The organism is Vibrio sp. MMG023, assembly GCF_021654215.1.
Classification (GTDB): Bacteria; Pseudomonadota; Gammaproteobacteria; order Enterobacterales; family Vibrionaceae; genus Vibrio; species Vibrio jasicida.
Genome location: NZ_JAKFZP010000003.1, coordinates 497,067 through 509,908 on the forward strand (window position 1 = coordinate 497,067; position 12,842 = coordinate 509,908).

At 45.7% G+C, this 12,842-nt stretch carries 8 protein-coding genes; 3 read left to right on the forward strand and 5 right to left on the reverse strand.

Going from position 1 to position 12,842, the window contains the following annotated elements; genetic code table 11:
- Window positions 1–52: 52 nt before the first annotated feature.
- The gene (locus L1076_RS11965; protein WP_063344570.1) at window positions 53–1,840 is read right to left on the reverse strand and encodes a transporter; all 1,788 of its coding nucleotides are present in this window, start codon (window positions 1,838–1,840) and stop codon (window positions 53–55) included.
- A 414-nt stretch (window positions 1,841–2,254) separates the two neighbouring features.
- Window positions 2,255–4,036 (reverse strand): transporter, encoded by a 1,782-nt coding sequence (locus tag L1076_RS11970; RefSeq protein ID WP_237303669.1) that lies wholly within the window; start codon window positions 4,034–4,036, stop codon window positions 2,255–2,257.
- A 1,403-nt stretch (window positions 4,037–5,439) separates the two neighbouring features.
- Here L1076_RS11970 and L1076_RS11975 point away from each other — a divergent pair.
- From L1076_RS11975 to L1076_RS11985, 3 genes are all read left to right on the forward strand, one after another.
- Entirely contained in the window at window positions 5,440–6,699 is a 1,260-nt protein-coding gene (locus L1076_RS11975) for an alginate lyase family protein (protein ID WP_237303670.1), read from the forward strand.
- A 71-nt stretch (window positions 6,700–6,770) separates the two neighbouring features.
- The gene (locus L1076_RS11980; RefSeq protein ID WP_020195684.1) at window positions 6,771–7,487 is read left to right on the forward strand and encodes an oligogalacturonate-specific porin KdgM family protein; all 717 of its coding nucleotides are present in this window, start codon (window positions 6,771–6,773) and stop codon (window positions 7,485–7,487) included.
- Window positions 7,488–7,641: 154 nt separating this feature from the next.
- Window positions 7,642–9,090, forward strand: a complete 1,449-nt coding sequence (locus tag L1076_RS11985; RefSeq protein ID WP_237303671.1) for a lytic transglycosylase F — start codon at window positions 7,642–7,644, stop codon at window positions 9,088–9,090.
- A gap of 104 nt (window positions 9,091–9,194) precedes the next feature.
- On the opposite strand, the gene L1076_RS11990 is transcribed toward L1076_RS11985, so the two are convergent.
- The 3 genes from L1076_RS11990 to L1076_RS12000 are packed head-to-tail and all read right to left on the reverse strand — an operon-like array spanning window position 9,195 to window position 12,676.
- Complete coding sequence (locus tag L1076_RS11990) at window positions 9,195–10,079, reverse strand: DMT family transporter (protein WP_042605038.1); 885 nt, start codon at window positions 10,077–10,079, stop codon at window positions 9,195–9,197.
- A gap of 18 nt (window positions 10,080–10,097) precedes the next feature.
- Window positions 10,098–10,814: a 3'-5' exonuclease gene (locus tag L1076_RS11995; RefSeq protein WP_041055069.1), complete on the reverse strand. Its 717-nt coding sequence runs from the start codon at window positions 10,812–10,814 to the stop codon at window positions 10,098–10,100.
- Window positions 10,814–12,676 carry a putative nucleotidyltransferase substrate binding domain-containing protein gene (locus tag L1076_RS12000; RefSeq protein ID WP_038866979.1) on the reverse strand — a complete coding sequence of 621 codons (1,863 nt, stop codon included), beginning with the start codon at window positions 12,674–12,676 and terminating at the stop codon, window positions 10,814–10,816. Before L1076_RS12000 ends, L1076_RS11995 begins: the two co-directional genes overlap by 1 nt.
- Between the last annotated feature and the right edge of the window lie 166 nt (window positions 12,677–12,842).

Here is a 12,842-nt window from a genome sequence, read left to right on the forward strand (position 1 = left end):
TCTCTTTGTAGAAGCACAAAAAGCGGTTGAATACTCAACCGCTTGTTTCTCGTTATGAGTTCTCCGTTATCGGAGCCCCCTCAGAAGCGCGCTCTGCGTTGCCATCGACTGCTCTCATCAGCGCCACGCCGACGCCAAGAACAATCACACCACAGAACACGAAAATCATGCGTCCCCAGAATGGGTTAGGCAGTAAGAACATCGCCATCACACCCACACCAGACACGGCAATCAACGAACCCAACATTTGGCGTTGTTTGTTATCCAGTTTTTTCTGTTCCGTTGAGTCAGAAACCAACGGTGTTGCTAAGTTATTGAAGAAGCGGTCAACGTCTTGTTGGCGTTTCTCTTCAAGCGGTTTGTAGAACAGTGTCGACAGAGCAAAGAAGCCTGCGGTAAACACCAAGTGACCAATCAAACCAACCGCAACTTTTAGATCTGACCATTCACGGCCTGTTAGAGGCTGAAGATCAAACCAGTTTTGAATCATTTCCGGTGTGATGACAAAACCAACCGTGTAAGACACGATGCCACCTACCACCAATGTGCCCCAGCCAGCCCAGTCCGGTGTTCTCTTGATGAAGAAGCCACAGAACGCAGGAATCGTCATTGGGAAACCAATCAACGCGCCAACGTACATCATGGTGTCGAACAGGCTCAGACCTTTTAGCGAGTTGATGAACAGAGCAATCAAGATGATCGCGATGCCGAAGAAGGTAGAGGTGATTTTCGATACGATCATCAGCTCTTTTTCTGTCGCGTTCGGGCGCAGAATCGGCAAGTAGAAGTTCATCACGAAGATGCCTGAGTTACGGTTCAAACCTGAGTCCATTGACGACATCGTCGCTGCAAACATCGCTGAAATCAGCAGACCAACCATGCCCGCTGGCATGTATTTCTCAACAAAGTACAAGTAAGCAAAATCACCTGCTTTTGAACCTGCATCTGGGTAGTGCGCCGATAGGTCAACACCTTGGCTTGCAATGAACCAAGAAGGGGTAAACCAAATAAATACGCCCACTGTCATTAGTACACACGCAAGCAATGCAGCTTTCTTCGCATTTTTAGAGTCTTTTGCCGCTAGGTAACGGTGACAGTTCAACATGTTGTTGTTGATAGAGAACTGCTTTAAGAAAATGAACACTGCCCAGATACCAAAAATACTGAGGTAGTTCAGGTTGTTACCCGTTACAAAAGACCCGTTTTCTTGAACAGGGAAGTTCGCAATGATTTCTGTGATACCGCCGCCTTTTACTACCGCAACCACAGCACACGTCACTGTTACTGCCATGATGATGACCATCTGCATAAAGTCAGATGCGATAACCGCCCAAGAGCCGCCCGTTACGGACATCATCAGTACCACTAAACCCGTGATCCAAATGGTGGTTGTCATATCGAAGCCGAAAATGCCCGATGCGATGATCGCCAAACCATTCAACCAGATACCCGCAGAAATCACGCTGCTTGGCATGCCAGACCAAGTGAACACTTGCTCGTTAAAGCGACCAAAGCGCATGCGAATCGCATCAATCGGCGTGATAACGCGCAGCTGGCGGAATTTCGGTGCGAAGTACAGGTAGTTCATCAAGTAACCGAACGCATTCGCTAAGAAGATAGTCGCTACAGCGAAGCCATCGGTGTACGCTTTACCGGCCGCACCAGTAAATGTCCAAGCACTGAACTGGGTCATAAACGCCGTTGCGCCTACCATCCACCACAGCATGTTGCCGCCCCCGCGGAAGTAGTCACTGGTGGTGCTTGTAAATGTTCTAAACATCCAGCCTATCGCAATGAGGAATAGGAAATAGATGCCAACAATCAGGGTATTGAGTTCCATTTTTCGACCTTCTCATAGTCATTGATTTCTGCCAGATATATTATCCGTTCGATTATTTATTTGTACTACAATAATTCAATTGTGTGATGAAGTGATTAATACTGGAAATCGGATTGACCCATTACATTCTTCTGTTTCTATCTGCAAGAACTGATTGTTGTGAACTTAAAATCGATTATTCAATAACTTATGATGAGTTTTGTCAGTATGGAATCCCGTTAATTACATTCGCTTATCGTTTCAACAAGAAACTTTGGTTATACATTTTGCTTATTTTGTATGATTATTTCTTTGTTAAATTCGCTGGTTATTTAATGTCTCAACCGCAACGGACTTAACAAAAAAGTAAACAAATAGACCTGAGTGATAAGGGAAGAATGAAGCGGCTGAGTACAACCGCTTCATAAGGCAGATTTAGCTTTCGGTTACCGCTTGTTGGGTTTGAGTACCGTTGTCGTCGACTGCTTTAACAAGTAGCAGACCAACGCCACCAACAATGGCACCACACAAGATGAAGACTAAGCGTCCCCACATTGGGTTTGGCAGTAGCGCCATCAGCATTACGCCTACACCAGCGACTGCGATGAGTTTGCCAAGCATTTGACGTTGCTTGTTATCAAGAACTTTCTGTTCTGCAGATTCAGCAACAAGTGGTGTTGATAGGTTGTCGAAGAACTTATCTACGTCTGCCTGACGTTTCTCACTTAGAGGCTTGTAGAACAGCGTTGATAGAACAAAGAAGCCACCTGTTAGCGTAATGTGGCCAACTAGACCAATCGCGACTTTAACGTCTGACCATTCACGACCAGTAAGCTGCTCAAGACCGAATGCTGAAGAAACCATGTCAGCAGTGATAACGAAACCAACAATGTAAGAGACAAGACCACCGACAATCAGCGTGCCCCAACCAGCCCAGTCAGGCGTCTTCTTAATAAAGAAGCCAAGGAATGCAGGGATTGTCATTGGGAAGCCGATCAAGGCACCTACGTACATCATGGTGTCGAACAGGCTCAGACCTTTTAGTGAGTTGATGAACTGCGCAACCAGGATGATGGCAATACCAAATACCGTTGACGTAATTTTCGATACCGTTACTAGCTCTTTCTCTGATGCTTGGCCACGGCGAACTACTGGTTCGTAGAAGTTCTTAACGAAGATACCAGAGTTGCGGTTTAGACCTGAATCCATTGAAGACATGGTCGCGGCAAACATTGCTGCTACGAGAAGGCCAACCATACCTGCTGGCATGTATTCTTGTACGAAGTAAAGGTAAGCGAAGTCGCCTGCTTTGCTACCTGCATCTGGGTAAGCGGCTGATAGGTCTACGCCTTGACCCGCAATGTACCAAGAAGGCATGAACCAAATGAATACACCGCCTAGCATTAGAACACACGCTAGCAATGCTGCTTTCTTCGCGTTTTTCGAGTCTTTTGCTGCGAGGTAGCGGTAAGAGTTCAACATGTTGTTGGTAATAGAGAACTGCTTAACAAAGATGAAGAACGCCCAAATGCTAAAGATGCTTAGGTAGTTCAGGTTGTTACCAGAGACGAAAGAGCCGCCTTCTGCGACAGGGAAGTTATTGATGACTTCAGTAATGCCGCCGCCTTGAACGATCGCAACAACTGCACAAGTTACCGTTACCGCCATGATGATGACCATCTGCATGAAGTCAGACGCGATAACCGCCCAAGAGCCACCCGTCACTGACATCATCAGTACCACCAAACCGGTAATCCAGATGGTTGCTGTCATATCAAAGCCGAAAATACCAGAGGCGATGATCGCCAGTGCATTCAACCAAACACCAGCAGATACCACACTGTTTGGCATTGAAGACCAAGTAAAGACTTGTTCGTTCGTGGTGCCGAAACGCATACGAATCGCTTCAATTACCGTCACTACACGTAGCTGGCGGAACTTTGGTGCGAAATAAGCAAAGTTCATGAAGTAACCGAATGCGTTTGCTAGGAAGATAACCGCAACCGCGAAACCATCGTTATAAGCTTTACCAGCAGCACCAGTAAACGTCCATGCAGAGAACTGCGTCATGAAGGCCGTTGCACCAACCATCCACCAAAGCATGTTGCCGCCGCCTCGGAAATAGTCACTAGTCGTATTGGTAAACGTTCTGAACATCCAACCTATTGCAATTAAGAATAGAAAGTAGATGCCTACAATAAGGGTATTGAGTTCCATCTTTAGACCTTTTGATCGTTATTTAATGTCTTGAGGCAATACTAACTATCAGTTTGCTTATTTGTAGTACAATAATTCAAAAGCGTGACGAATGATCCGGAATGGGTCATTTCAATAATCATACAAGTGATCGTGATCGGATATTGACATTGCACTCAAAAAAGGGAAGGGTGCACCAAGTCAATATCACGACAAGTTATCAATGGCTTTGGCATGCACTCGATTGGTTCAATAGCGTTTATAGCCTTAGATAATAAGGGCTATAACGGAGTAAGAAGGTGTGAACTATTGTCAGATTTGTATGACTATTGCAGATAAAAAAACGCCCACGACATGCCTGTAATGCGTGGGCGAAAAACGGTATTGATACCGTCTGAGCCAAGGGCTCTGTTGGATTGCAATAGAACAGTGAAACGGGGTTCTGGATGTAGCTGAAAGATACTCGAGGGGTATATCTCTCATCGCTGCTAAGCACGTTACGCTGTAAGATCTTCGACAATCATTGCAAAGTTCAACAAAGCTAGGCTCTGTAAAGTGTTGTTATGATATGGGAGCAACTATACCAATCGACACAAAACATCCTCGTCTGCTCGATCTCGGCGTTTTACCTATGCCGATTGGTATTAAAGACTTCCCAATTAATTAACGGCTCCTAAAAATAAACTATTCATAACCAATTAAGCGTTTTCCTTGCTATCTGTTGATAGCGAAATCAGCTTGTTGATTTGTCTCTATAAGTGTCTGTTACAAAAGACAAACCGCTACAGCCATTTAAGTCCAATGAGAACTACAACCGTTGGAAGCAACAACAAGCTGCTTAGAACCATCAAGACTTGAGCAACAGCGAGTAGGGATGACAAAACAGTATTCTTCAATGTCGAAAGTTTCACTGGTCGCATCCATTTTGTTCGCTGTACTTTGCTTCTATTGCTATTTCTTGTGCTTACTTAATTCTTCTATCCACTTATGCCTCAGCCTGACATAAGTGACCTCTGCTTATATAGCCTCGGCCTTTCTCATTTCGTCTCTATAACCAAGCGATGCTTAACCTGTTATTGGACTCTATGTAGAAAAGGGCAGAGCGAAAAAGAGCGCGTCAATAGCAATTTGATGTTCTGTGTCTCAAAAACTTGAAATAATTATATTGTATGACAAATAAAAATGAACTCATTTGGTGCAAAAATATGCGGTAGAGCACATTTTTAGCCTAAATATTAAGACAATTAATGAGCGTAAATATCTGTAATATATTTAATATCAATAAGTTAATGTCAGCTTTGGTGGTTGTAACAAAGTTTGATAGCGTGGATAAATCATACAATTAGATCTAATTCACAGAACGCTCAACATCGGCTAGGTACTATATTTGTAGTATTTTAACTCAAGATATAAGGCCGATAATAATGAAACCCCTACGACCTCTACATCTAGCAACCTGCCTCAGCGCCATTCTTTTCAGTGCTAACACTCTTGCTGCAGACTTTGTGTTCCTTGATGAAGCAACGCTTGAACAAAACCGCGCTGTTTTACAGTCCGATAAAGCGAGCGATTCAATGAAAGACGCGTACGACCGTCTTATTGAAGAAGCAGAACTGGCGATGAAAGATGGCCCGTTCACGGTAACAGCGAAAGGTATGACGCCACCAAGCGGTAGCAAAAACGATTACATGAGCATCAGCCCGTACTGGTGGCCAGATGAATCGAAAGAAGATGGCCTTCCTTGGGTTCGTCACGATGGCAAAACTAACCCTGCGTCAAAAACAGCTGAAACAGACTCTAAACGTATTGGTCACTTCACTCGTTCTGTTCGTGCATTAGCATTGGCTTATTACTTCAGCCAAGACGAGAAATACGCCAAACAAGGTATCGAATACGTTCGTACTTGGTTCATGAATGATGAAACTAAGATGAACCCGAACGTGAATTATGGTCAGGGTGTACCTGGTCGTGCAGAAGGTCGTCGTGGCGGCATTATTGATACGCGTACTCTAGCAGACCGCATGCTGGATTCGATCGCCATCCTTTCGCTTTCTCCTGCTTGGACGGAGAAAGACGAACAGCAAATTACACAGTGGTACGGCGAATACCTAGATTGGTTGATTGTTGACGACCTATCAGGTGGCCCGAAAGGCGAAGCTGCTGCGGCAAACAACCACGGCACTTGGTATGACTTCCAAGTCGCCAGTATTGCTTACTTCTTAGGTAATGAGCCTCTCGCAAAGCAGATGGTTCAAAAAGGCAAGATGCGCGTAGACACTCAGTTCGAAAAAGACGGCTCTCAGCCTCATGAAATCGAACGTACTCGTGCATACCACTACCACTACTTCAGCTTAGATCCATTGGTCGGCATCGCTCAAATCGGTGACAAAGTGGGCATCGACCTATGGCACTACCAAAACAAGAAAGGTGGCTCATTAGCGCAAGGTATTCAGCTAATGGCGACTTATCAAGATCCTGCGTCTGACTGGCCATACACCGCGAAAGACAATCCACGTCGCGTAGAGCGCATGACACCGATTTATCTAAAAGCAGGTGTGGCGATGGAGAAACCTGAGTGGGTGAAACTGGCAAGCGAAACTGACTTTAGCCGCTTCACAGTGAAGAAGAACTTGGCAGAAGTTTGGGCTCAGCGCGATATCGAATTGCTTTACCCAAAACAATAAAACCCTAAAAAGGGCGGCGTGTATGCGCGTCGCCACTTTGAAATACAATTTATTTACAGTGGAACATTACTATGACATCTAAAAAACAAATTGCTTTAGCGATCGCGACAACCCTTTTTGCAGGTAGCATTTCAGCCGCGTCACTAGACTTCCGTGAAGAATACAAACACGATTCAGAGCAGTGGGCAGGCCGTATCAAAATTGGTGGCAGCACAGGTAACCATTACTACGGCGTTGAAATGAAGCACACTGGTAACTTAAGCGAGCTTCAACGTGGTGATAGCGAATTCGAATACGGCTACCACTTCAAATTTGATAACAACTGGCGTGTAACCACATCGATGCCAATTACCTTTGGTGACGAAGCAGTAACGTACAAACCTCAGGTTCGTGTTCAATACAAATTCGATTCTGGTATCACAACCAAACTTCGCTACCGTCACGAGTTCCGCAACTACGCATCTGGTAAAACATCAACAGGTCTAGACGGCAAACAACACGATTCACTGAACGCGAGTAAAATCACGGGTAACATCGATTACAACTGGAACGCTTGGCAATTTGGTTTTGAAGCAAACTACAAAGAAGATTTCTTCAGCGATGAGTGGAAGCTAGGAAACCGCGACGGCAAGTACGAATGGGACTACAACTTTAAACTAGGCTACAAAGAGAAAGGTTGGGATTGGCGTCCATATGTAGAATTCGGTAACGTTCAATGTAACAGCTCTTGTGATGACAGCTCATCACGTCAGCTACGTAGCCGTGTCGGTGTAACGTACAGCTTCTAATCCAAGCCACAAATAAATTAAGATTCTTTCCAATAGCCCGCCCCCGAAGCGGGCTATTTTTATTTCTCGAACAAGGTCAGACTCAGACCGAAGACATCCCCTTGAGCTTTTATTGCTAAAATTATCATTAATGATTTAGCGAACGGATAAGCTCATGGTGGGTCAAATACTTTGCATCGTCTTGTTTCTCTGGTCTTTCTCTCACTCCAGTGCCGCATTGGAACTGTCTCCTTTAAAGTCTGATCCCTACGTGGGGGACTTAGAGACGCTAAAGGAAAAGAAAGCCGTTCGTATTTTGGTGTCTGCTGATCTGGGTTTTTACTACATCCAAAATGGTAAGCCAAAAGGCATTATCTCTGAGCTTATTTATGAGTTTGAACGCTATTTAAGGAAGAACAAAAAGGCGATCAACATTCAGGTTATTCCGGTCGCAAGAAACGAACTCATCCCCAAATTGATTGCAGGTTATGGTGACGTCATAGTCGCGAATCTAACCATTACCAATGAGCGCAAAGAGCAGATTGCGTTTAGCGATCCGGTACGAGAAAACGTCTCAGAAATCATTGTTACCAACAGCAGATACGCGGACATCAAAACCGTGGATGATTTGAGTGGACTGGATGTTTGGGTGAGAGAAAGCTCGAGTTACCATAAGAGCCTAACCAAGGTAAATAACTACTTCACGATACAAAACAAGCCGCTGATTAATATCTTGTTTCTTGATGAGATCATGCAAGATTATGAGGTTCTCGAAATGGTCAGTGCGGGCATTATCGATATCACCGTACTCGACCGACACAAGACGGGGATGTGGGGGAATATCTTTCCCGGCGTGGCGTTCCACAATCAAATCACCATCAGGGAAAATGCACAGATTGGCTGGGGAATACGACAAGATTCGCCTCAGCTAGAAGAGGCGGTGAACAAGTTCATCAAGGAAGTTCGGATAGGAACTTTGTTCGGCAATGTGGTCAATGAAAGGTATCTCGAAAACGACAAATGGTTAAGAAAGTTCCTTAACCGAGACAATGCAGTTCGTTCTAAAGAATTGCTAGATATCTTCTACGCGTATTCTCAGGAGTATCAATTCAACCACCTGTTGATGTTGGCTCAAGGCTTTCAAGAATCCGGATTGAACCAAAACGTCATTTCTCACAAAGGGGCGGTGGGCATCATGCAGATCTTGCCGACTACGGCGAGAGATAGAGCCATCAACATTTCCAATATTTACGAGAAAGAACCCAATATTCACGCTGGTTTGAAGTACATGCATTATCTTCGAAAGTATTTCTTTAACGATGAAAACATCAGCGACAACGACATCATTTACTTCTGTCTTGCTGCTTACAATGCAGGGCCGGGAAACATGAGGAAGATGAGAAGAATCGCCAAAGAGAAAGGGTATGATCCCAATGTCTGGTTCGGCAATGTGGAAGTGGTGACGCGGCAATACATCGGACTTGAGCCGATACGCTACGTCAGCAACATTAACCATTACTTTATTGCCTACAAGCTGCTAGAACGACTCAACAATCGTCGTAGTGAACTTGAACATTACCTTCATCCACCATACAAACTCGAGACTATTAAGCTCTATTACTAACGAGAAAAGTGTTCGTGGCACAGGTATTCGCAAGATAGCTTAAGCACAATAAAAAAGAGGAGCGCTGTGCTCCTCTTGAGTATTCATCGTATTGCTTGAGGCTGTTAAGACACTTCTTGCGCAGTTGGCGCTCGGCGCTTGTTCCCCAATAAACGCTGCCAATTGAGCGGCATCATCGGCAATACAATCAGGATGATACCGAGCGCGGTAAATAGGTCGGGTATTTCATCAAACCACATCACGCCAAACAGTGTTACAAACGCCAGTCCGGAATACTCAGCCAATGCAATCTGGCTCGCAGGAGCACGCTTAAACGCTTTGACCACCAAGGCATGGTATGCAAGCACAAACAAGTTAATCGCTACAATCCACATCAGGTGTTGCCAGGTAATGGCTTGCCATTGAGGGTAGGCGAGCAATAAAGCGACCGGTAATGTCATTAACGTTGTCCAAAACAAGGTGCACACCAAAGGCTGTTCTTGTGGCATACGGCGAATAAGGATGTTGCCCACACCGATGGCAAGCGCGCTGCCTAGAGCAATGATCGCCGCCCAATGGAAATGTTCAGGGCGAAGCACAATTAAGACGCCACCAAAGCCAATCAAGGTGCCGAAAATCTTTCCTTTGGAGGGCTTTTCTTTGAGGAAGATAACCGAGAGCGGCAGCACCAATAATGGGCCCACATAGAAAATCGCATTCGCTGTCGCCAATGGCAGATGCGTGATTGCTACCATAGCGCTGGCACTGCCTATCAGAATCAATTGCGCACGCCAGAAGGTGATCCAATCGCATCCCATTTGACGCTCTCGTTTATCCAAACGAACCCAAAGAGGTAAAAGCAACACCAGACTGATTAATTGGCGAATAAAGACGTATTGAAAAGTGGGCACTTCGCCATTGAGCATTTTGAGGGAAACGTCAGAAAGAGACGCAACCAAGTTCGCCGCCACCAAAAGGAAGATGGCGCTAGAGACATCAGATTTTTTCATATTGGAATGGTTAGAGAGTTAGAGACTCAATCGATAAAGGGTACCGATGGTGGTTTTTCCTTGAGGAGTAATGCGAGTTTTTTGTGCCAACAACAGCTCTGCCGTCGCAACCGCATCCGCTAACGCATTGTGCCCATTGTATTCTGGCAGGCCATAACGAGCGCGAGTGCCAGAGAGAGTGACATCAATTTCGTCACGAGGATTTATCGCTTTCTGTAGATGCTTTTCAATGCACATGGTGTCGAGCCAAACCAAAGGCGGTTCGCTGAGTTTAAACACCCGCTGTAGATATTGATTGATGAACTGGGTTTCGACCACACAAGCGTGAGCGACCAAGATCTTGCCTTTGGCGGCGTGGAAAAACGCTCGCATGGCGTCATGGATAGAAACGCCTTCGGACAGCATTTGCGGTGTAATATGGTTGATCACCGCGGTTTCTGGTTTGATTTGCGAATCACTATTGATGTACATGTGCTGGCTGGTGGCCAGATCCACTTTGCCATTCGCAATGTCTACCCAACCGATCGACAAAATCAAATCTTCTTCACTGTCTAAGCCGGTTGTCTCCAAATCCAGCACAATGTAATTGGCGTCTTGTGCGAATTGCGCTGCTTCCAGACGTGGCGTTTGAACCAGCGCTTTGATGTGCTCTGGCATGGTTGTCTGTTTCACGTATTGCTCGCGCTTTCGATTCAGGCGCGAGCAAGGATGAAAGTGTTCTAAGATTCGTTTCATTAACGGCTCCCAAAACGTACTTTCGCCGCTTCTTGCAAATCAGCAATAATACGGAAGGCGTCTTTCAGGTGCTGGCGTTCAAAGCTACCGAACGTATTTGGGTCGATGTGGTTATTTGGCTCTTCACCGCGTTTCAGCGCTTCTAACTGATGACCAAAACGGAACGATAAGATGAACTGGTAGGCGTTCAGGATGTTCTTGTACGCATCTTCACTTAATACGCCCGCTTCATTCGCTGCTTTGAAACGCTCGTCGGTTGCCGTCAAATCACACTCAACCGCCAAACCGTAAATGCGCGCCAAATCAATGATCAGATTGATGGCGTATTTCTTCACATCGAGCGTCTTTTTGTTCTCACCCGACTTCTCCAAAACCAAACTGTTGAAGATGCCCAACGGTGGGTTAGTGTTCACCGCATCGTTAACAAGCATGGAGAGAAACTCACGATTGCTGCGAATGTTGGTATGCAGTTCATCTCGCAAGATGCTTTCGTAATCTTTATTGCCGTAAAGGGTACGAATTTCCAAGAACACGCTGATGTTTAGCAAGCGCTCGTACTCTGGGTTGGCCACCCATTTTTTGTAGTACTTCTTCCAGACGCTCAGAGGTTGGCACCACTTTGGCGTTGCGGCCATAAACTTGCCAGGACACAAAGGGTAATCACAGCTTGCAAGACCGTTACTGACGATCATTGCAAGGTGCTTGAAGTAAATTCGGTCGTTCTCCGTCGCGTGGTCAGCAAGGACAATCGCACTGTCTTGATCCGACAACATGTGGACTTCGTTACGAGCGTGAGAGCCTGCCACAATCCATGAGAACTTACATGGCGGAGGACCAAGCTTATCAATCGCGATTTGAATCAAACGGCGCGTGTAGGCATCCATGATCATCGTCATCACTTTACCGATGACTTCTGGTGAGACGTGCCCATCAACTAGCGCTTCAAAGATCGCTTGGCGCTCTGGAGTAAAGCTCGACAGGGATTTCACGCTGCCTGCGTATTTGATTTTCTCGATCAAGAAGATGGCTTGCACACGGTGGTTTTGCACAAGGTGTGTCGTAGTCAGTACGCCGACGACCTTGTTGTTTTCCACTAATGGCAGGTTGCGAATATTGTGCTGCATCATCATCGATGCAGCATGCAAGACGAGATCATCCGGTTTGATGGTTTGCGGATCGTGTGTCATCACTTCAGAAATAGGGCGGTCAGTGCTTACCCCTTGAGCGATAACGCGCTTGGTCATATCGCGGTCAGTAATCAAGCCGACGATTTTGTCGTTCTCGTAAACCACGGCGCATGGCGAGCATTTGGTTAGCATCTCGTTTGCAACGGTTTGAATCGACTGGTCGGCAGTCACCACAGCAACGCGACCGCTGGCAACCTCACCAACGCGGCGAATGAACAAGCCTTTTTCTTTGTTTGACCACACCACATCCAGCGCGGATTTCAAACGAACTTGTGCCTGAGAAGCAAAGTGTTCTGCACATTCAGGGTGGGTTTCGAACAGCTTTTTAAGGGCCGAGTTGGGAATCACATAAACCAATGAGTTCTCAATTGCGATGGCGCGGTAGCCTTTCGTGCTGTCGATTTGGCTGCCAAGAAAGGTGAAACCGAAGATGTCTTCTGGCCCCAGTTTCGCCCGCAGCACACCATCGGACTTTCTTTGCTCCATGGAGCCAGTTCGTATGATGTAGAGCGACTTCTCTTGGCCTGTCACGCATTGGTCAATGACTTCACCTTTGCCCAGGTAAGTAATCTGCACGTGCGATGCGAGTTCACGTAAAGCGGGTTTTGGGATCTTGTCGAATGGGTCGACTTGCCCAATAAATTGCAGGATGTTTGGCAGCAAAGATTCAGTCATAACACAGCACTTTAATAAATTTAATTTGTATTATTATATATCTAAATTCAATCAAAGTATCACTGAATAAGAAGTTTTTTGTGAGGATTGATAGGATTCTGGCTAAAGCAAGAGGGGAGTAGAGACAAAAAAGCACGCGAAGGACGCGTGCTTTCAATGGTTTGTC